The organism is Gordonia prachuapensis (genome assembly GCF_036350515.1).
GTDB lineage: Bacteria > Actinomycetota > Actinomycetes > Mycobacteriales > Mycobacteriaceae > Gordonia > Gordonia prachuapensis.
This window is the reverse complement of the sequence record NZ_JAZDUE010000001.1, coordinates 463,814-482,797: the sequence shown is the minus strand read 5'-3', so window position 1 is coordinate 482,797 and position 18,984 is coordinate 463,814. Positions and strand designations below refer to the sequence as shown.

General features: G+C 67.4%; 21 protein-coding genes. 9 read left to right on the top strand and 12 right to left on the bottom strand.

Features of this window, described 5'->3' with window-relative positions; translation table 11 throughout:
- Positions 1-26 precede the first annotated feature (26 nt).
- Positions 27-215 carry a hypothetical protein gene (locus V1Y59_RS02200; protein ID WP_330503174.1) on the top strand — a complete coding sequence of 63 codons (189 nt, stop codon included), beginning with the start codon at positions 27-29 and terminating at the stop codon, positions 213-215.
- Between the two features lie 37 nt (positions 216-252).
- Here the strand turns inward: V1Y59_RS02200 and V1Y59_RS02195 are convergent, their stop codons facing one another.
- Complete coding sequence (locus V1Y59_RS02195) at positions 253-1,224, bottom strand: isopenicillin N synthase family dioxygenase (RefSeq protein ID WP_330503173.1); 972 nt, start codon at positions 1,222-1,224, stop codon at positions 253-255.
- Positions 1,221-1,757 (bottom strand): nucleoside deaminase, encoded by a 537-nt coding sequence (locus V1Y59_RS02190; RefSeq protein ID WP_431309082.1) that lies wholly within the window; start codon positions 1,755-1,757, stop codon positions 1,221-1,223. Before V1Y59_RS02190 ends, V1Y59_RS02195 begins: the two co-directional genes overlap by 4 nt.
- Before the next feature lie 86 nt (positions 1,758-1,843).
- Between V1Y59_RS02190 and V1Y59_RS02185 the strand changes: the two genes are divergently transcribed.
- Positions 1,844-3,409, top strand: a complete 1,566-nt coding sequence (locus V1Y59_RS02185; RefSeq protein ID WP_330503171.1) for a helix-turn-helix domain-containing protein — start codon at positions 1,844-1,846, stop codon at positions 3,407-3,409.
- 9 nt (positions 3,410-3,418) lie between these two features.
- On the opposite strand, the gene V1Y59_RS02180 is transcribed toward V1Y59_RS02185, so the two are convergent.
- From V1Y59_RS02180 to cynS, 4 genes are all read right to left on the bottom strand, one after another.
- Positions 3,419-4,837 (bottom strand): purine-cytosine permease family protein, encoded by a 1,419-nt coding sequence (locus V1Y59_RS02180; protein WP_330503170.1) that lies wholly within the window; start codon positions 4,835-4,837, stop codon positions 3,419-3,421.
- 90 nt (positions 4,838-4,927) lie between these two features.
- The gene (locus V1Y59_RS02175; RefSeq protein WP_330503169.1) at positions 4,928-6,109 is read right to left on the bottom strand and encodes an RNA polymerase sigma factor; all 1,182 of its coding nucleotides are present in this window, start codon (positions 6,107-6,109) and stop codon (positions 4,928-4,930) included.
- Positions 6,110-6,118: 9 nt separating this feature from the next.
- On the bottom strand, positions 6,119-6,490 hold the full coding sequence (locus V1Y59_RS02170; RefSeq protein WP_330503168.1) for a YciI family protein: 372 nt from the start codon (positions 6,488-6,490) through the stop codon (positions 6,119-6,121).
- A gap of 77 nt (positions 6,491-6,567) precedes the next feature.
- A complete protein-coding gene (gene cynS / locus V1Y59_RS02165) occupies positions 6,568-7,020 on the bottom strand; it encodes a cyanase (RefSeq protein WP_330503167.1) in 453 nt (150 codons plus the stop codon).
- Between the two features lie 116 nt (positions 7,021-7,136).
- Here cynS and V1Y59_RS02160 point away from each other — a divergent pair, with 116 nt between their 5' ends.
- The 4 genes from V1Y59_RS02160 to V1Y59_RS02145 all read left to right on the top strand — a co-directional run bounded on the left by V1Y59_RS02160 (position 7,137) and on the right by V1Y59_RS02145 (position 10,488).
- Complete coding sequence (locus V1Y59_RS02160) at positions 7,137-7,598, top strand: PNPOx family protein (protein ID WP_330503166.1); 462 nt, start codon at positions 7,137-7,139, stop codon at positions 7,596-7,598.
- Between the two features lie 11 nt (positions 7,599-7,609).
- Positions 7,610-8,986, top strand: coding sequence for a diacylglycerol/lipid kinase family protein (locus tag V1Y59_RS02155; RefSeq protein ID WP_330503165.1), 1,377 nt, complete (start codon positions 7,610-7,612; stop codon positions 8,984-8,986).
- 60 nt (positions 8,987-9,046) lie between these two features.
- The gene (locus V1Y59_RS02150) at positions 9,047-9,400 is read left to right on the top strand and encodes a Fe-S protein (RefSeq protein WP_330503164.1); all 354 of its coding nucleotides are present in this window, start codon (positions 9,047-9,049) and stop codon (positions 9,398-9,400) included.
- Between the two features lie 191 nt (positions 9,401-9,591).
- Positions 9,592-10,488, top strand: a complete 897-nt coding sequence (locus tag V1Y59_RS02145; RefSeq protein ID WP_330503163.1) for a formate/nitrite transporter family protein — start codon at positions 9,592-9,594, stop codon at positions 10,486-10,488.
- Positions 10,489-10,491: 3 nt separating this feature from the next.
- Here V1Y59_RS02145 and V1Y59_RS02140 read toward each other — a convergent pair whose 3' ends face one another.
- The 5 genes from V1Y59_RS02140 to V1Y59_RS02120 form a co-directional block, all read right to left on the bottom strand.
- Positions 10,492-11,577 carry a YihY/virulence factor BrkB family protein gene (locus V1Y59_RS02140; protein WP_330503162.1) on the bottom strand — a complete coding sequence of 362 codons (1,086 nt, stop codon included), beginning with the start codon at positions 11,575-11,577 and terminating at the stop codon, positions 10,492-10,494.
- A gap of 78 nt (positions 11,578-11,655) precedes the next feature.
- On the bottom strand, positions 11,656-13,602 hold the full coding sequence (locus V1Y59_RS02135; protein ID WP_330503240.1) for a hypothetical protein: 1,947 nt from the start codon (positions 13,600-13,602) through the stop codon (positions 11,656-11,658).
- 166 nt (positions 13,603-13,768) lie between these two features.
- On the bottom strand, positions 13,769-15,034 hold the full coding sequence (locus V1Y59_RS02130; RefSeq protein WP_330435384.1) for an ATP-grasp domain-containing protein: 1,266 nt from the start codon (positions 15,032-15,034) through the stop codon (positions 13,769-13,771).
- Between the two features lie 164 nt (positions 15,035-15,198).
- Complete coding sequence (locus V1Y59_RS02125) at positions 15,199-15,576, bottom strand: type II toxin-antitoxin system VapC family toxin (protein ID WP_330503161.1); 378 nt, start codon at positions 15,574-15,576, stop codon at positions 15,199-15,201.
- Positions 15,573-15,770, bottom strand: coding sequence for a type II toxin-antitoxin system VapB family antitoxin (locus V1Y59_RS02120; protein ID WP_330503160.1), 198 nt, complete (start codon positions 15,768-15,770; stop codon positions 15,573-15,575). Before V1Y59_RS02120 ends, V1Y59_RS02125 begins: the two co-directional genes overlap by 4 nt.
- Before the next feature lie 112 nt (positions 15,771-15,882).
- Between V1Y59_RS02120 and V1Y59_RS02115 the strand changes: the two genes are divergently transcribed.
- Positions 15,883-16,485, top strand: coding sequence for a class I SAM-dependent methyltransferase (locus V1Y59_RS02115; RefSeq protein WP_330503159.1), 603 nt, complete (start codon positions 15,883-15,885; stop codon positions 16,483-16,485).
- A gap of 11 nt (positions 16,486-16,496) precedes the next feature.
- Here V1Y59_RS02115 and V1Y59_RS02110 read toward each other — a convergent pair whose 3' ends face one another.
- Positions 16,497-16,991: a GNAT family N-acetyltransferase gene (locus tag V1Y59_RS02110; RefSeq protein ID WP_330503158.1), complete on the bottom strand. Its 495-nt coding sequence runs from the start codon at positions 16,989-16,991 to the stop codon at positions 16,497-16,499.
- 89 nt (positions 16,992-17,080) lie between these two features.
- Here V1Y59_RS02110 and V1Y59_RS02105 point away from each other — a divergent pair, with 89 nt between their 5' ends.
- Entirely contained in the window at positions 17,081-18,124 is a 1,044-nt protein-coding gene (locus V1Y59_RS02105) for a TIGR03086 family metal-binding protein (RefSeq protein WP_330503157.1), read from the top strand.
- A gap of 151 nt (positions 18,125-18,275) precedes the next feature.
- A complete protein-coding gene (locus tag V1Y59_RS02100; RefSeq protein ID WP_330503156.1) occupies positions 18,276-18,983 on the top strand; it encodes a DUF427 domain-containing protein in 708 nt (235 codons plus the stop codon).
- Position 18,984: the final 1 nt, after the last annotated feature.

Here is an 18,984-nt window from a genome sequence, read left to right as displayed (position 1 = left end):
CACGACATCCCGAGAGGACTCACGTCATGGCAGTCATCGAATCGCCGAATGCGATCAGCACCGACTCATCGGAAGACGGCGCAAGCCAGGACCGCGCCCGGCACACCGATCCGGCGCACATCGACAACCCGGCCACGGGCCTGCTGTGGCGCAGCGCCGTGATGATGCTGTGTCTCGCCGCCGTCGTCGTCCTCGCGGCAACCGGGTGGTGGTGAGCGGCGCGACGCCGCGTGCTGAGACCGGCGGCCGACTTCACCCGACGGAAATGGCGTCGAGCCGTTCCTTGATGAAGTCTCCCGAGACCACCGGCGGTAGCCCGGAACGTCGCGCCAGCGGCGGAGAAATCGGCGACACGACCGCATCGTGGTCGAGCTCGTAGAAAAAGATCAACGACACCAGATCCTCTTCGGGCGCATCGGGTTGCGGCGGCAGCACGCGATGCCGTCCCGCCGGCCATCGGCCACCCGACCAGTACTCGAGCAGATCACCGATGTTGATGGTGAGCGCGTCGGGCTCGTACGGGGCGTCCGCCCACCCGGACTCGGCGCTGTAGACCTGCAGTCCGCCGGCGCCGGGTTCGCGGTCCAGAACGGTCACCGTGCCGAAATCGGTGTGCGGCCCGATGCGGAACTGACCGGGCTCGGGATCACCCACCACCGCCATCGGCGGGTAGTGGTTGATGTTGGACGTCCAGGTCGAGTTGCCGGCGAGGTCACGAAACGGGTTCGCGTCTCCGGTGAATCCCAGCGACGCCGACATCAGGGCGAGCAACTCGTCCGACAGCGCCTTCACCTGGGTGGTCCACGCGGTGAACAGCGCGCGCAGTTCGGGCGACTCCGTCGGCCAGACGTCCGGGGCGAACCAGTAGTCGTCGACCTCCCGGTCGCCGACCGGGGTCTGTGCGCCGCAGTTGTAGGTCTCCTTGAGATCCGGTGGCGTCTCGGTCCCCTCGGCGTAGCCGTTGGCCTCCATTCCCGGGCCGATCCAGCCGCGCCCACCCACGCCGACGGCATACCGGGACTTGACCTCGGCGGGCAGGGCGAAGAACTCGCGGGCCGCGTGGCGCAGGCCCGCCGACAGTGCGGGATCGACGCCATGACCTCGGACCAGCAGGAAGCCCGCCTGCTGCAAGGACTCATCGACGGCTGCGCACACCCGGTCGGCGGCGGAACCACCCGCGCGCCAGTCGCGTAGGTCGACGGTGAGAATCGGACTGTCGGTCATGAATTCGCGCTCCGGATCGGGTCTGACGGGGTCGGGCTGGTCGGGGTGCTGGTCGGCGTGTCGGCGACGCCGATGTCCTCATGCCACAGCGAGGGATGGGCCGCGATGAACTCGGTCATCATCGATGTGCAGAGGGCGTCGTCGAGGATGGTCACCCGTACGCCGAGTTCGGCCAGCCACTCCTCCCCGCCGCTGAACGTACGGTTCTCGCCGATCACCACCGCCCCGATGCCGAATTGGCGGATCAAACCGCTGCAGTACCAGCACGGTGCGAGTGTCGTCACCATGATCGTCGATCCATAGTCACGCTGGCGCCCGGCAGCCCGAAACGCGTCGGTCTCCCCGTGGACCGACGGATCGTCGTGCTGCACCCGGCGGTTTCGTCCTTCGCCCAGCAGGGTGCCGTCACCCGCGAACAGCGCCGCGCCGATCGGGATGCCTCCTTCGTCGAGTCCGCGTTGCGCCTGCCGGCGGGCGGTGCCGAGCAGGAGCGTCGGGTCGATGTCGGACCACGCGTCCGCGCGAAAGGTCATGTGTCGAGCCTGCCGTCGCTTTCCGAGCACGACAACCGACAGTCCGTCGTGCTGCAGCGTGACGGACATGTGCATATCGTCAGCTGGTGCCGACGTTCTCGTCTCCTACGTCCTCCGCCACACTTCCGAGTCTGCGTGAGGTCATCGCCCTGCACCTCGCCGCCGCCGACCCACGCGTCCTCACCGCACACGAGCGGCTCGGCAATCCGGTGAGGTGGGTGCATTCCAGCGAGATCTTCGAGATCGGACCGTTGCTGACGGGCGGTGAACTCCTTCTCACCACCGGACTCGGCCTGCGCGGACTCGACGCCGGCACACGGCGTCACTATGTCCGTGACCTCGCCGAGCGAGGTGTCGCCGGGCTCGCCTTCGAGGTGGGCCGGACGTTCGACGTGCTCCCCGACGAGATGGTGCAGGAAGGATCTGCGTCCAGGTTGCCGATCATCGAACTGCGTCGCGTGCAACCGTTCATCGATATCTGCCGCCGCGCCAACACCGCCATCGTGGCGGCCGAGGTCGACGAACTGAGATTGCGCGCCCGGCTCGACGAGGCCCTGCACACCGACCTCGTCTCCCCCGGCGGAGTCGCCGGAATGCTCGGTTCTGTCGCGGAGGCGACCGGGTGTCCGGTCGTGTTGATCGGGTCGGGCGGGGCCCTGCTCGCAGCACATGGCGTCGACGACGACCGGTCGGCATGGCGGATCGTCGAGGCCGCCTCGGCAACGACGCCGGTCGTCGTACGTGGCCGCGAGATAGCGCGCCTCGTCGCGGGCACGGGTGCCGGCCATCCTTCCGATCGGGTCGAACGGCTACTCGAGGTCGCCGCAGGCCCGGTCGCCGCGACCCTCACCCGATCGGGGACCCGGGGCTCGACTGTCGGAACACGGCTCGTCGAGGAGATCGTCGGGGGCCGCGCGATCCGTCGCGCCGACCTGCTCGCCCGATTGGTGAGCGCAGGTGTGGGACGTCAGGACTCGGCGCGGCTGGTCACTGTGGCCGCCGAGGCGCCGGACCCCCGGATGGCCGACGCGGCCTTGGCGCGCGCGGCCGGCAGTGTCGGCGGCATCGTGTCGGCGACTGTCGACGCGACGGTGTACGCCCTGATGGTCACGACCTCGGCGACCGACCCGGTCGGCGAGACCGCAGATGCGATCGCCGCGGTCCGGGGCATCGCCGGCGGGATGACGACGGTCGTGGGTGACGCACACCGGCTCGACGACGCTCCGCCAGGCATCGAGTTGTCCGCGCGGCTCGCCGAATCGCTTCGTCGCGCCGGGGAGCGGATCGGTCTCGCGAACGACCTGTCGATCGCGGATCCGACCCGTCAGGTGTTCACCAGCCGCGAACTCGTCACCCACGCAGCTGTCCGCGCTGTCGACGACGACGTGCGTGCGGAGATCGCAGATCTGTTGTCACCGCTCATCGTTCACGACGGGCCGGATGGCCGACTGCTGACGACACTCGAGACCCACCTGCGGCTCGGCTGTAGCGCCACCAGGTCCGCGGAGGTGCTGCACATCGGACGTCAGAGTCTCTATCAGCGGCTCGACCGGATCCGGGGCGTACTCGGGTTCGACCCGACCGCGCCGGACATCTACACCTCGGTGCTGCTCGCGATCGCGGTGGAACGGACCGGCGGACGGCGACGGTGACCGCGCCGATCAGCGATACGCACGCTGCGATTCCTCGACCTGACCACGGGCGAGGACCAGGTAGCCCAGGAACGCGATGACGAATCCGACGAAGGCACCGATGTCACCCAGCTCGGGTACGGCCCGCACCACGATGCCGACGAACTTCTCCTGATTGCAGAAGAGCAGCACCGAGCCGACCAGCGCGACGACGAACGCTGCCACCCCCGCCCAGTTGCGGTAACCGGTGTCGTACAACAGGGCCAACGGGGGCTGCTCGCGCCGCAGGAGCCGATCCGCGAACACGACACCCAGCCACGGCCCGATCCAGTACGCGACCAGCAGCAGGAACGCCTCGTAGGAGGCGGCCGCGTCGTCGAGGGCCCACCACGCGACGAGGAATCCAACGACACCGAAGAAGACGGTGACCAACGCCCGTTGCAATCCCACCGGCAGCCGGAAGCCCATCGTGACGAACGCCATCGCGCCGGAGTACACGTTGATGGCGTTGGCCGCGACGGCTCCGATGGCGATGGCCAGCAGTGTCAGATCCGCCACCGCCGACGGGAGGTTCGCGGTGAACGCTTCGGTCGGGTTGTCGGAGACGGGATCTCCGATGGTGATCGACGCCGCACCCACGACCATGAGGAACGTTGTCGACAGGAACAACCCGGCGGAGGCGAACAGCCCGGTCTGGATCTTCGAGACGGTCGGGGGCAGATACCGGGTGTAGTCGGCCGCGTAGGGTGTCCAGCCCGCCGTGTAGCCGAACGCGGCACCGACGGTCAACAGGAAACCGCCGGTGGAGAATCCGCCGTCGGCCGACGGTGCACCGAGCTGCGATTTGCCGAAGATGATGACGGCCCCGATCACGAAGATCACCGCCAGGATCGGTGCCGCGATGCGTTCGAACCGTTGGACGAGGTTGTGCCCGAAGAACGCGAACGACGTCTGCAACACCACGATGACGACGAGGCCGACCAACGGGGTCATTCCGAACAGGGACGACAACGCGAAGGCGCCGCTGACGCTGTTGGTCGCGAACCAGCCGACACCGCACATCACCGCCATGAACGTCGCCGGGATGACATTGCCCCGATAACCGAAAGCCAGGCGCCCCAACACCATCTGCGGCACTCCGTGCAACGGCCCCTCCGCGGACAACAGGAAATGGGCCGCGGCCCCGAGAAGGTTGCCGAGCGCCATCGCCGCCACGGCCTGCCAGAAGGACAGCCCGAAGTAGAGCACCGAGATCACCCCGACGAAGATCGTCGCGAACTCGAGGTTGGGCGCTGTCCAGGTCCAGAAGAGCCCCCGCGGGGTGCCGTGGCGTGCCTCGAGCGGGATCTGTTCGTTCCCGCCCGGCTCGACCGCGAGAACCTTGTCGCGGTAGTCGGCCTGCGGGGCGGCATGCGCGTCGGGTTGGTCGGTGGGTGCGCCGATGGTCATTGGGCCACTCTGCGGCCTGGTCGGCGCACGATCAACGGACGGAATGTCTACTTCCCTCGGCGCTCGACGCGACAGACCGGTCGGGTCGACCTACCGGGTGTCGAGGTCGGTCCTCCGCCGAGTGAGGTAGTCGCGTTCGGTTGCGTCGATCGTGAGGCTGATCGCTTTGTGGTAGGCCTGCGCGGCGTCGGAGGTACGCCCCAGTCGTTCGAGCAGGTGCGCCCGGGTCACCCATGCCGGTTGGAACCGATGCGCACCATCGAGCGACTCCAGTTTCGCCAACGCCGCTTCGGGGCCGTCGGTCTCGGCGACGACGGCTGCCAGCGCCTGCAGGGACTCGTGCAGTCGGCGCAGCACGTCCCAATCGGGCGGACGGCCGGGCAGGCGCGCGCAGTGCACCGCCCCGATCGCGGCCTCCAACTGGAACCGTCCGATCGACCTCAGCCGGTGGGCCTCCCGAAGGTGAACGTGCGCGTCGGCGATGAGGTCGGCGTCCCACCGCGCCGGGTCCTGCTCCGACAGCGGGACGAAGTTGCCGTCGTCGCCGGTGCGGGCCGGCAACCGCGCCGACGACAACTCCATCGCGGCGACCAGTCCGTGCGCCTCGGCATCGTCGCGCAACACCTCGCTGATCACCTGGCCCAGACCGAGCAACAGTGCGCGTCGTTCGCGCGCGACGGTCGGCCACTCGATACTGAAAGCCGCCCATACGGATTCGAGCACCGGAGCCACCCGACGCCCGACCTCGTCACCCGACGGCACCACGAACTCAAGAGCCCGCTCCTTGATGTGTCGCTTCGCGCGCACCAGTCGCGCCGCCATCGTCGACGTCGGTATCGCGAACGCGCGCCCGATCTGTTCGGCCGTGTAGCCGAGGACGGTGTTCAGCATCAACGGTGCGTGCACACCCGCACTGATCGCCGGATGCGCGCACACGAGTAGCAGTTCGAGTCGACGGTCACGCAACGGTGACACGACTCCGTCCGGCGCGACGCCGGCGTGGATGAACTCGTCGAAGGGCACCGCGGTCCGGAACGCCGCCGAACGCCACAGGTCGCGCTGACGATTGCGAGCCACCGTGAGCAGCCAGGCGTCCGGCTCCGTCGGCACACCGTCGACCGGCCAGCGCCGCAGGGCACGCTCGAATGCGTCACCGAGCGCGTCCTCGGCGGCGGCCACGTCGTGTGTGGCCGCCGCCACCGCGGCAAGCAGCCGACCGTAGGACTCCCGGGCGGCACGCTCCGCGACCTCGGATGCCGATCTCGTGGTCACACGACTGCTTCAGTGCGCCCAGGCACCGTCGACACACGACAGCGCTGCCTGACGCACCTCGACCACCGCGTACTGCGTCGCCGGCAACTTCTCCGCCCAGGTCATCGCCGCGTCGCGGTCGGGCACATCGAGCAGGAAGACGCCGGCCAGAGCCTCACGGGTGTCGGCGAACGGACCGTCCTGGACGCGTAGGTCCCCATCGCGTCGCGTGACCGTCTGGGTGCGTGCGGTGGGCTCGAGGATCTCGGCCGCCACCAGGACGCCGGCGGCGTTCAGGGCGTCGGTGTAGCCGCTCATCGCGACCTGCATCTCGGCGATGGCCTCGTCGGGTATCTGTCCGGGTTCCGGCTCGGCGTTGTTGATCAGTAGTGCGAATCGCATGATGTCCTCCTCGTCTCAGTGTCTCCCCGTGGTGGGAGCCACACCATCAAGACGATCGACGATCCGCGAAATCGACATCACCACCGATAGTCGAGGAACTTTCCGTCGAAGGTCACCACCACCCGGTCACCGTCGGGATCGGGGCGGCGGGACACATCGACCTTGAAGTTGATGGCGCTCATGATGCCGTCGCCGAACTCCTCGTGGATCAACTCCTTGAGCGCCGGCCCGTACACCGCAAGAGCCTCGTGGAACCGATAGATCGTGGGATCGGTGGCCGCCGCGTCGTCGGCCACCCGCGTGGGCTGCTGTATGAGGCTTTCGGTGACGCCCTCACCCAGACCGAGCATCTCGACGACCATGGTGGCCTTGTCCGCAGGCACCGGATGCTTGCCGAGCAACGCGGCGACGGTCCACACGACGGGTGCGCCGATGCGTTCGGCGATGTCGGACCACTTGAGGCCCTGCCGGATTCGCGCAGCGACGATCAGGTCGGCGGCGTCGGACTTGGGCATGATCGGAGCGGTCATGTGCTCTCCTCGTTCGGGTTCAGGTCCTTCCACCTTGCGTCGAGCGGACGATGTCTGCCACACGAGCAGCGCGCGGATCGGTCGCGGGCGCATCGCCGATGGGTACCCTGACTGTCGTGACGAGTCCGGATGCGCCGCAGAAGATGAAGTATCAGGACGCCGCCAATCGGCTCGTCCGAGGCGTGCTGGCCACCCCGGGTCTGCACACACTCGTCAGCGGCCGGTTACTCACCCTCTACGTCATGGGCCGCACGACGGGCCGGCGCTACACCCTCCCGGTGGCCTACAGCCGTGTCGGCGACACATTGCTGATCGGAACCCACTTCCCGTGGCGCAGAAACCTGGTGACGGGCACCCCGATCGAGATCAGGCTGCGACGTCACCGGCACACCGCCGACGTCGAGGCATTCACGGACGAAGCCGACGTCGTCGCCCACTACGGCGAGATCTGTCGCGACCAGCCGCAATTCGCGAAGATGAACAACGTCACGATCCACCCGGACGGAACACCCGACGCCGACGACCTGCATCGCCTGTACGGGGTCGGCGCGCGGTCGTTCCGCCTCACCCCTCGCTGAGCGGTGACGCAATGGGCCGTTCCACCACCGACCACCCCGACGCAGTCGGCAGACCGGGACCTCGACGCCGCGTCGGAGCGATCATCTCTCTGATCGGTCTCGGCGTCTTCCTGGCACTGACAGTGGGCTTCGTCGTACACAGCGTCGCGTCCGTCGCGATCGGCGTGGCCGGCCTACTCACCGCGGTCGCCGGCGCATGGTGGGTGGTGACCGAGCGCGATCGCCGACGCATCTGGGGCGCGATGGCCATCGCCGCGGGTCTCGTGGTCGTCACGTGGGCGATGGGTCACGCGCTGCTCGCGTTCGATGCGATCGTCGTTCGGCTGACGGTCACGGTCCTGGTACTCGGTGTATCGATCGCGTGCGCCAGGTACGCGCTCGTCCCGGACCTGCACGCATTGGATCGTCGACGCGAGTCCCGACCACCCGCCAAGCCGGTACTGATCTGCAATCCACGCTCCGGCGGCGGGAAGGTGCAGCGATACGGGATCCGCGAGGCCGCAGCCGAACTGGGTGTCGAGACGGTGGTCCTCGAGCCGGGCGATGATCTCGAACAGATCGCACGGGACGCGGTGGCCTCCGGGGCCGACTGCCTGGGGATGGCCGGCGGGGACGGTTCGCAGGCCCTCGTCGCCTCCGTCGCGGTGGAGCACGATCTGCCGTTCGTCTGCGTCAGCGCGGGGACGCGCAACCATTTCGCGCTCGATCTCGGACTCGACCGCGCCGACCCTCGCACCACCCTGCGGGCGTTTCGTGACGCCGTGGAGCGCCGGGTGGATTATGCGACCGTCAACGGGCGCCTCTTCGTCAACAACGTCTCGCTCGGTGTCTACGCGACCATCGTGGCCGAGGAGTCCTACCGCGACGAGAAGGCCCAGACCGCGGCGATGCTGTTGCCCGACCTGCTGGGTCCGACCGCGCAGCCCTTCGATCTGCAGTTCACCGCACCGTCGGGCCGCGAGGTCGACGGTGCGTTCATGATCCTCGTGTCGAACAACCCCTACGTCACCGCGACATCGCTGGACGCCGCCACGCGTCGGCGGATGGACACCGGCACGCTCGGGGTGATCGCGGTGTCCACCTCCACGGCCGCCGAGGCTGCGCGGCTGATGGCGCGCTCGGCGTTCGGGCTCCGCAAGACCAGCCCGTTCTGGCACGAGTTCACCGCCGAGTCGGTGGTGATCGATTCCCGCGGCGGCCACGCGGCCGTCGGCATCGATGGTGAGTCCATGGATCTGACCACGCCGTTGACCTTGCGCAGCCACCCCCGCGGTCTGCGTCTGCTCGTGCCCTCCGACAACCGGACAGCCGCCGCGCGGCGCGAGGCCCGCGATGTCAATGTGCGTGCGCTGATCGATGTCGCAGCAGGTCACGAGCCCCACCTGTAGCATCTCGAGTCCATTGACGAGTCCGTAGTGGACACTGCCCGTGTCCGATAATCTGGTCGCGTGGAACTACTACGCAACGTCGTCGTCCTGCTGCACATCGTCGGCTTCGCGGTGACGTTCGGCGCGTGGGCCGCCGAAGCGGCCGCGCGCCGGTTCCGTTTCACCCGGCTGATGGACTATGGCCTGCTCCTCTCCCTGCTCACCGGTCTGGCCCTCGCCGCGCCGTGGCCTGCCGGCATCGACCTCAACTACCCGAAGATCGCCGTGAAGCTGGTCATCCTGCTCGTCCTGGGCGGTGTACTGGGGATGGGTAGCGCGCGACAACGCAAGACGGGCGAGTCTGTGCCCCGGGCCATGTTCGTCGCGGCCGGCGTGCTGTCGCTGACGGCAGCGGGGATCGCCGTCATCTGGTGACCGACGAGATCCCCCGGCGTGGACCCACTTTCGTGCGCCACGTCACAGTGCCACTTCCCCCAGCCACGCAACATCACACGCGTCTGGGGCCATCGTGAGGAGGATGTAACACCGTTTCGTCGCCATGACACAAAAACGACATTCCGGCTCGATTGACTGACGGGCGTTCACTGTCTACCTGAGGAGCTCGCATGTCGTATGTGAAGCCCGCCGAATTCGCCAAACAGATGGTCGATGCCGGCGAGGCAAAGACATTCCTGTCCACCCGGGACACCCTGATCCGCGCCTACATGGCGGGCGCGATCCTCGCCCTCGCCGCGGCGTTCGCGGTCACGATCACGGTACGGACGGGCGAGCCGCTGCTCGGAGCAGTGCTGTTCCCGGTCGGCTTCTGTCTGCTGTACCTGATGGGCTTCGACCTGCTGACCGGCGTGTTCACCCTCGTACCCCTCGCGCTGCTGGACAAACGTCGAGGCGTGACCGTCAAGAGCATGCTGCGCAACTGGGGCCTGGTGTTCGTGGGCAACTTCCTCGGCGCGATCACCGTCGCGTTGTTCATGGCGATCATCGCCACGTACGGCTTCAGTGTGGACCCCGACGCGGTCGGACAGCAGCTGGGTGAGATCGGCCATTCACGCACCGTCGGATACGCCGAACACGGTGCCGCCGGAATGCTGACCCTGTTCATCCGCGGCGTGCTGTGCAACTGGATGGTCTCCACCGGTGTGGTCGCCGCGATGATGTCGACATCGGTGCCCGGCAAGGTCATCGGCATGTGGATGCCGATCATGCTGTTCTTCTACATGGGCTTCGAGCACTCGATCGTCAACATGTTCCTGTTCCCCTCCGGCCTGATGCTCGGCGGCGACTTCTCGATCGCCGACTACCTGGTGTGGAACGAGATCCCCACCGTGGTGGGCAACCTGGTCGGCGGACTCACCTTCGTCGGCGTCATGCTCTACGCGACGCACTACCGCACCGGGCCGTCCCGACGGCTCCCGGAGGGCACCACCGAGATCGACGTACAGGAGGAGATCGCGGAGAAGAAGGCCGACGCCAAGGAACGCGCCGTCGTCGCCGATTCCTGATCTTCACTTCTGATCTCTGAGCCGTTCGTCCCCCGGGACTTCGCAACTCCTCTCTGGAACTCGAGGAGAGTCTGGCGAAACCCGGGGGACGAACTGTGTTCTGAGCTGACGTCGCCGTGCGATCCGGCGGACGCGAGCGAGCCCACTGGTGCCGAGCTCGACCGGTGACCGTCGACGCGGCGGCGGCCAACCGTTGGCCGGATGCGCTTTCTCGATCTCGGCGTTGAGTTCGGCACCGAACAGCAGCACGATCGCCACCAGCCACACCCAGACGAGGATGGCCAACGGTGCCGCGAGCGGGGCATACACCGCGTCCCCGCCGAAGGCGTTACCGGTGTAGAGGCGCAGACCGGCGCTCACCGCCAGCCCGCCGACCGTGGCCAGCAGCGCACCGGGCAGATCCCGATGAAACGGTGTCCGACGCGGTGTCGCCCAGTGGAAGAGCGTAGCCACCACCAGGGTGAGAACCACGACCGCCACCGGCCAGTACGCCACGGTCCACGTCTCGCCCAACATCAGACCCTCGAGCCCCCAGCGCCGTTCGACGATGAAGCCCAGCTGCGGACCGGCGACCACCAGCGGCACCAACACCACGCCTATGACCAGGCCGATCACGGAGAACACCAACCCCAGCACCCGGGCCATCCAGGTGGGACGTTCGTCGTCCAGGTCGTAGGCGATGGTCACCGCGAGGACCACGACGCGCAGAATCCGGCTGGCGGTGAACACCGCGATCAGGAACGAGATCGAGAACACCGACGGCGAGCCCTGGATCAGCAGCTGATCGAGCATTGCCGCGATGACGTCGTCGACGGTCTGCTGCCGGAACACCTGACCGGCGATCTCCTCGATCCGCTCGATGAGCTGGGCGCGGGCGTCGGACCCCAGGACCGGATCGAGCAGCCCCGCCAGCGACACCATCGCGATGGTCACCGCGGGCAGGCTCAGCAGCACCCAGAACGCGATCTCGCTGGCCAGCCCGGTGATGCGGTCGTCGCCGGAGTCCTTGAAGGTCGCGACGGCGAGATCGAGCGCGGAACGCACCCGCCGCGGCAGGCGGGCACGGAACCGCTCCCACAACGCATGCATCGAGGCAACCGTACCGAAGCCCGAGTCCGAACCACCGCGCCGACCGAAGGCGTCAGCTCGATGGTCGGCCCGCCGGACTCAGATCCGCTCCACCTGCCCGTCGGCAGATGCGTTCGGCCGGATCGTGCGGTCGGCACCCCAGCTGCGCTCGACGTAGCCGACGACCTCCGCGACATCCTCGGCCGGCACGTCGTCGGTGGCGCCGTCCTCGAGCGGGTCGGCATGGAAGATGTAGAGGCGCGACGCGAACTGGGCGAACGGCAGCGATCCCTCGCCGGGGCGCTCGCCGTTGCCGGCCGTGCCGACCACGACGCCGTCGCCCCAGTCCTGCCCGCTGTCGTTGTTCGGATTGAAGAAGTAGACGCGGATGTCGCCCGCCGGGTCGGTCGCGACCCGCAGGATGGTGATCGCATGCCAGCCGACGTAGCGCGCCGCGCTGTCGGTGAAGGCGATGCCCGCCGGTTGCGGGTGGATCAGCGGCTGATTGCCGTTGAAGGCCGGATGATAGGCCGCATAGAACTGGCGGACGAAGTCGTCGAGGTCGATGATGTCCCCGGTGGCGACGTCCACGTTGATGCGGAACCCTCGCGCCGACCACCAGCCGTGGAACTCGGGATTCACCCATCGGTGCGGGTCACCCGGACGGTCGGCGCAGCGCCGGACCATCTCGGCGTAGATCCGGTCCAGATGTGGAACCACGAGGAGCGACACGGGATCCAGGTCGATCGGGTCGGCGGTGGCGACGCCACCGACGCTTTCGGTCGACGAGATCGCCTGCCCTTCGAAATGCGCGACCACCTCGTCGTCGCGGGCCGCCCAGGCGACGACCTGAAGCAGATAGTCGGGGTCGTTGTACGCCCACATCGACAACGCCCGCGCCGACTGGCAGGTCGGATTGTCTCCCTGCCCGACACCCAGCGGTTGGCCCAGCATCGACAGCAGGCCACCGAGCAGCAGCGCCTCGGGTTCGGTCGCGGGGCCGAACGCCGACGCCAACCGTTCCCGCACGTCCGGTGAAAGTCGCAGCGCCACCTGACGCCACAGCGACGGGACGACGGGCGGCTGGTGCAGGATGCCGCGATCGAGCAGCAACGCCAAACCGTAGAGACATTGCGCATGTTGCGGGTGCACCGTGCGGACGATCAGCTCGTGCACCAGATCCGAGTAGCGCAACAGGCAGTTGCGCCCCACCTCCGACAGGCCCAGCGCCTCCGGCAGCAGATACACGTTGTCATCCACCAGGAACCGGACGAGGACCGCGTGATAGCCGGACACCAGACCGGTGTCGTGCATGGCCCGCGCGAACCCGCGCGCCTCGAACTCCAGCCCCTCGGCATCCATCGCGGACAGTCGCGACAGGTAGACGTCGACACCGGGGTCTTCCCGGCAGGCCTCGGTGGGGCCGAACAGCGCGGTGGTCAATCGGTCGAGCCCCTGTGCGGCCGTGCCGAGATCGACGTCGGGGTCGCTGCGATGGATTGCCATCCGCGTCACCATCGCCTTCACGTGATCGACCTGGATGGGCCGCTGACGCAGGATTCGCCAGATCTCCTCGACGAGCTCGTCGAGGACACTGTCGTACCCGATCTCGTCGAGCACGTAGGCGAACACCGCCCGGGCCACCCGCCCGGCACCGCCCTGACGTGTCCGTTCGGTCTCCGACGGCGCGGCCAGCAACAGATCGAGGTTCAATGCGAGCACCTGGGACAGGAACCGCCGCGCGTCGTCGGCGGTCAGGTCCGGGTGCTCGTAATCGCCCGCCGCGATCGCGACCAGTCGCAGCTCACTCGTCGACTCCAGGATCACCGTGTCGGTCTGCGCGCTGTGCAGACTCGGACCGGCGAGCGACGGCACCAGGATCGCCGGCTGATCCCAGTCCGAGCCGGCGAAGACACCCGCGCGCTCCAGCACGGCGGCTCTGTCCCGGACCGCCCCGCAGCCGCCCTCCTGGGTCAGCACCCGCCGCAACGAATCCAGCACGCGACGCAGCTTGCCCGGCTTGGCGAAGTCCGGGGCCTCGGCCATCGCCGTGATGGCGTGGTCGAGCTGATCGATCCTCGCGGCCAGGCGGGAGTCCTGGGCACGGCCGGTGTCGGTGTGGTCGATTGATGGCACGGGCACCCTTTTGTTCTCACGATCCGCGTCACGCGGCCGGTCGTCGCCGCGCAGCGCCGTCCCAGACAGCGGAATCTCAGACGTAGAAATCGAGCTCTTCCTGCCGTTTGAGCAGATCGCGCATCCGGTAGGGGTCCTCTCCGAAGAAGTACAGCAGACCCCAGTGGGTTCCGAACGCGGTGCGTTTGGTGACGGTCTCCTCCAGGGGTTCGGAGAGGTCGTTGGTCTCGTAGTAGTCGTCGTCCGCCGTCTCTTCGGGGACCTCGAGATGAGAGACCACACGACGACGCGGATACACGCCGAAGCAGCCGGCGACACCGCTCGCGTCGACCACCTCGCGCGGGAAGAACGCGTCGATCTCCTCCTCGGTGGTCTTCGGATCGAACGAGAGCACCAGCGCCTGGTAGGCGTTGAAACCGTAGGCGCGCTCGAGCAACTCGAACACCTTGAAGCCCGGCGGCCGGTAGGCGACCTCACCGAAGTACATCTCGCCGTCGTTGGTGACGAAGTACTCGGGGTGTACGAACCCGAAGTCGATGTCGAAGGTCTTGATCAGCTTCTCGATCTGCGCCGTGATCGCCGGACGGTACTTCTCCAGCTCGGGGGTCGCCGGAACGAACACCGAGTACCCGAGCGTCACGTATTCGGAGATGTTGAGGAACTTGATCTTTCCGTTGTGAATCCACGCCTCGACCGCGAACTCCCAGCCGTCGAGGTGCGATTCCATCAGCACCGGGAACTCTTCTTCGGGGATGGTGTCCACCTCGTCGGGCGTCCGGATCACCCGGTGCCCGAGGCAGCCGGCCTTGTCGAAGGCCTTCAGGTGGATGGGGTCATTGGGGTCGCCGTCGAGCTTGAGGAGCGTCTGGTTGACGCGACGCAGGAAACGGACGACGTCGTCGCGGTCGTGTGCCTCCTCGAAGATCCCCACCCGGATCCCGCCGAGCTGCGCGCGACGCTTCATCAGCGCCTTGTCGCGCAGGAGCATCGCCTGACCGAACAGGCGCGGCTTGTCCATCAGGACCGAGTTGATCGCCCCGGCCCACTCCACGGTTTCCTCGAACAGCGGGATCGCGACGTCGACGCCCATGTCCTGCAGCGTCTCGGCGATCTCCATCGAGCGGTCGTTGAGTCGCTCGAAGTTCCACGACAGGTAGGGGATGTCGTGCTCGGCGCAATACTCTTCGGCCCATTCGGGGGCCACCACCACATATCGGCGGTCGAATCGGTCGAGGGCCTCGATGGCCCCCAGACTCCAACCCAGCAGTGCCACGTACCCCTTCGAGGGGTCCTTCGGCGTCCTCGCAGGCGCGTCCTTCGGTGTCGTCGCAGGCGCGGTCATGCATGTCCTTTCGCTCGGATTCGTGCGCGGTTCATGCTTCGTACTCCGATCAACCGTACCGAAGTGTGAATGAACCGCCCTGCGGAGGACCTTCGCCGGGGCCGCCTGTCGGGGCGTATCGGGGTGCGGGAAACAATCACCAGAAGCGCCGTCGTGACGCGATGTCACCGACGCGCCGCGTCATCGAACAGGGGCACGCCGTGGTCCGTGCAGGCAGCGCGGAGGCGTTTGTCGCGAGTCCACATCTGGCCGCCCTCGATGAGAACGGCAGCCATCAGATGTGCATCGACAGCACTCAGGCCACGACCCCACAAGTGTCCGCGGTCGACCATCAGCAAGAGTTCCTCATGGCCGACGTTCGGGAACCCCCGCAGGCTGCCGAGGAGATCGAGCACGGTAGCGCGGTCCTTGATCGAACCCAGTGCCAGCTCTTCGATGACCAGCGGATGGCAACCGACCTCATCCATGCCGAGCAGGTCGACCAGGTGCGACTCGGTGGAGTGCAGGTGATCGATCCACACGGAGGTATCGACGAGGATCACGGGTTGGCCGAGCGACCCCGCGGAGCGGACGAGGCAGTTGGATCGGTCCCGCCGAGAGCGGCGAGGCGCCGCGCACTCTCCACCCTGATCAGCGTCTGCAGCCCGTGCCTGAGTAGGGCGACATTCTCGTGAACACCCGTGAGCTCGGCCGCCCGGGCGAGCAGTTCGTCGTCGATGGTGACCGTTGTTCTCATCTCCGCACCTCCAATGACATCAATGATGTCATACGTGATGCAGAGCACGGGCCGCTTCAAACAAGATCGCGCAGAAACCAGGCTGCAGAGCGTGGGTTCGTAGACTGTGAGCGTGCCGGAATCGGAGATCGCAGACAGTTACTCTGCGATCTCCGACTCCTACATCAGACTGTTCGGCTCCACTGCCGCCGTCGATGCCCCCGACCTCGTGTTCCTCGAGCGACATCTCGGACGCCGCGAAGGCGTCGTGGTTGATGCCGGGTGCGGACCGGGACATCTGACCGCCTACCTGTCCGATCGAGGTGTGACGATCCGAGGCCTCGACGTGGTGCCGGCCTTCGTCGACAACGCCCGCTCGAACTGGCCACATCTGGAGTTCGAGGTCGGGTCGATGCGGACGCTCGAGGTTCCCGACGGCACCCTGGGCGGCATCCTCGCCTGGTACGCGCTGATCCACATCGAGCCGACCGCACTCGGCAACGTGCTCACCGAGTTCCGTCGAGCAGTGGCGAAAGGCGGCGTCCTCGTCGTCGGCTTCTTCGAAGGACCTGAGGTCGAACCTTTCGATCACAAGGTCGCGACTGCCTTCCGGTGGCCGGTCGACGCCATGTCACACGTTCTGGCAACGGCCGGATTCACCGAGCTCGAACGTCTCAGCCGCCCCGGGCACGCCGGCGTCCGCCCGCACGCCGCCCTCGCTGCTCGCGCCGAGTGACTCCGTTCGTTTCACGAGCCGGGAGCCGTCCACACCATGACGCCGTCATCTCGTCGTCCCGCCACGTCGACGAAGCCGAGGGACAGATACAACCCGCGCGCTCGCGTATTTCCCGACTCGACCGAGAGACTCACCGCCGCGATGTCGCGGTCGCGCGCGGCGCGGAGGAGCCGTTCTGCGATCGCTCGACCCAACCCTTCGCCTCGGCACCGGGGTGCCACCCACAGGCTGAACTCGGGCGTGCGGTCGCCGACGTGGCCGTAGCCGGCACGTTCGGTGGGCAGGAACAGTGCCCAGCCGACACCGACCGGATCCGGACCACGTTGCGCGACCACACCGAAGTCACCACGGGCAGAGTCGAACTCGACATAGTGGCGAAACTCAGGTCGCGCCCAGACGTCGTCTCGATCGAATCGCGGAGCAGACCAATTCAGGTTCTCCAACGTTGCCGTGACGAGAAGATCGAGGTCGTCGGCCGTCAAGGAACGGAAGGCAATCCCGGGCACACGGTCCACATCTGCAGGTATAGCGCGATGAATCCGACCGCGCAGCCTGGTCACACCAGTACAGAAGAACGCATACCGACGAAAGGCCGATGGTGATCGATTTCCGCGAAGCGTGCGTCGAACTGGGCGAGTTGGTCAGGGCGGTGACCGACGACGACCTCACCGCCCGGACCCCGTGTGCCGACTACGACGTCGCGGCCCTGCTCGGTCACATCGAGGAGTTCGCGACGGGCTTCACGGCGATGGCCGACGCAGAGTCTCCCCGAGCGCAGCAGACGGATTCCCGCGTCGACATCCGGACCCAAGCCGGTCGGCAGCGACTCGCCGACCACCTGATCGACGTCGGCCGCGCGTGGGCACGCCCCGAGCCCTGGTCAGGTGTGAGTGACAACGCCGGACTCGGACTGAGCAACGCCACGTGGGGGCGCATCGTCCTGACCGAGGTGATCGTGCACGGCTGGGACCTCGCCGCCGCGCTCGATGCACCGTTCGCCCCGCCCGCCGACCTCGTGCGCGCCTGCCATGATCACGTGACGGAATTCGTCCCCACCGCGCCCGTGCCCGAGCTCTGGGGTGAGCATGTCGCACTCGACGACGCCGGCATGTTGGAGGCAACCGTGGCCGCGACCGGACGCGATCCACGACCGTGGCCGACGACCACGCGGGGACGGACCGACCAGGCATCACGAGTCATCCGGGCACCGCTACCACGCGTCTTCGCAGCACTCGTCGACCCTGACGCTCTGGTCGAATGGCTTCCCCCGCAAGGGATGACCGGAAGGTTCGACCACTTCGACGCACGTCGGGGCGGGTCGTACCGACTGACTCTGACCTACGCGGTCGCGCCGGCCTCGGGCGGCAAGTCCGGAGCGGACGCCGACATCGTCGAGGCACGCTTCGTCGAGATCGTCCCCGATGTCCGGGTCGTGCAGGCCATCGACTTCGAGTCAGACGACCCCGACTTCGCCGGCACGATGACGATGACGTGGTCGGTATCCGAGGTGGAGTGTGGCACGCACGTACAGATCACGGCCGAGGACGTGCCGCGAGGCGTCTCGGCCGAGGATCACGCCGCCGGTATGACCTCGTCGCTGGCACAGCTCGACGCCTTCCTCAGCGGCCCGCCCGCCTGACGCGGACCGACGACCGCAGCGGAGGTATTGACCCGACATCCGGAGCAGGGCAACCTTCTTCTCCGGGTCGGATGTCGGGAAAGGCGGACCAACACATGAGTCGACGGATCGTCCGTGCGCTGTCGGTGAATCCCTTTGTCGAGGGCGGCCGGTGAGTCTCGTCGCCGGTCGGGGGCCGCTGAGCCCGGACCCCGCCGGGTGGTATTCGAGCCCGGTGCCGGCCGGTCTCGTGTTCGTCGAGCCGCATCCGCGACGCATCCAGGCGGTGCGCGACGGCCAGATCGTCCTCGACACCGAGCAGGCCCTGATGGTGCATCGCCCGTACCAGTTCCTGAGCTACGTGTTCCCCGTCGACGAGGTCGGCGACCTGCCCGGCGAGCCGGAACCGGAGGCGCCGGGCCACGTGCGCGTGCCGTGGGTGGCGGTCGACGAGTGGTACGAGGAAGGCCGCAAGCTCGTCTACTATCCGCCGAATCCCTACCACCGGGTCGATTGCCGCCCGACCAGTCGACGCTTGCGCGTCGAGGTCGCCGGCACGACGCTGGTGGACACCACCGACACCGTGATCGTCTTCGAGACAGCGCTGGAACCGGTGCTCTACGTCGCGCCGTCGCATGTCCGCACCGATCTGCTACACCGCGGTGACCTGACGACGTACTGCAACTACAAGGGCACATCCACCTATTGGACGGCGGTCATCGGTGACACCGTCGTGGAGAACGTCGCCTGGAGCTATGCGGACGCGCTACCCGAGAGTTCGGTCATCAGTGGGTATCTCGGCTTCGACCCGGCCAAGGCCGACGTGATCGCGGAACTGCCGACGCCGGGTGGCCTGGCCGATCGCGGCGGCCATTCCTAGC

Bases quoted from the DNA above. Each gene is read 5' to 3' on its own strand.
- V1Y59_RS02200 (WP_330503174.1), top strand. From the start codon at position 27: ATGGCAGTCATCGAATCGCCGAATGCGATCAGCACCGACTCATCGGAA.
- V1Y59_RS02195 (WP_330503173.1), bottom strand. From the start codon at position 1,224: ATGACCGACAGTCCGATTCTCACCGTCGACCTACGCGACTGGCGCGCG.
- V1Y59_RS02190 (WP_431309082.1), bottom strand. From the start codon at position 1,757: ATGACCTTTCGCGCGGACGCGTGGTCCGACATCGACCCGACGCTCCTG.
- V1Y59_RS02180 (WP_330503170.1), bottom strand. From the start codon at position 4,837: ATGACCATCGGCGCACCCACCGACCAACCCGACGCGCATGCCGCCCCG.
- V1Y59_RS02170 (WP_330503168.1), bottom strand. From the start codon at position 6,490: ATGCGATTCGCACTACTGATCAACAACGCCGAGCCGGAACCCGGACAG.
- cynS (WP_330503167.1), bottom strand. From the start codon at position 7,020: ATGACCGCTCCGATCATGCCCAAGTCCGACGCCGCCGACCTGATCGTC.
- V1Y59_RS02155 (WP_330503165.1), top strand. From the start codon at position 7,610: ATGGGCCGTTCCACCACCGACCACCCCGACGCAGTCGGCAGACCGGGA.
- V1Y59_RS02145 (WP_330503163.1), top strand. From the start codon at position 9,592: ATGTCGTATGTGAAGCCCGCCGAATTCGCCAAACAGATGGTCGATGCC.
- V1Y59_RS02140 (WP_330503162.1), bottom strand. From the start codon at position 11,577: ATGCATGCGTTGTGGGAGCGGTTCCGTGCCCGCCTGCCGCGGCGGGTG.
- V1Y59_RS02135 (WP_330503240.1), bottom strand. From the start codon at position 13,602: ATGGCCGAGGCCCCGGACTTCGCCAAGCCGGGCAAGCTGCGTCGCGTG.
- V1Y59_RS02130 (WP_330435384.1), bottom strand. From the start codon at position 15,034: ATGACCGCGCCTGCGACGACACCGAAGGACGCGCCTGCGAGGACGCCG.
- V1Y59_RS02120 (WP_330503160.1), bottom strand. From the start codon at position 15,770: ATGAGAACAACGGTCACCATCGACGACGAACTGCTCGCCCGGGCGGCC.
- V1Y59_RS02105 (WP_330503157.1), top strand. From the start codon at position 17,081: ATGGTGATCGATTTCCGCGAAGCGTGCGTCGAACTGGGCGAGTTGGTC.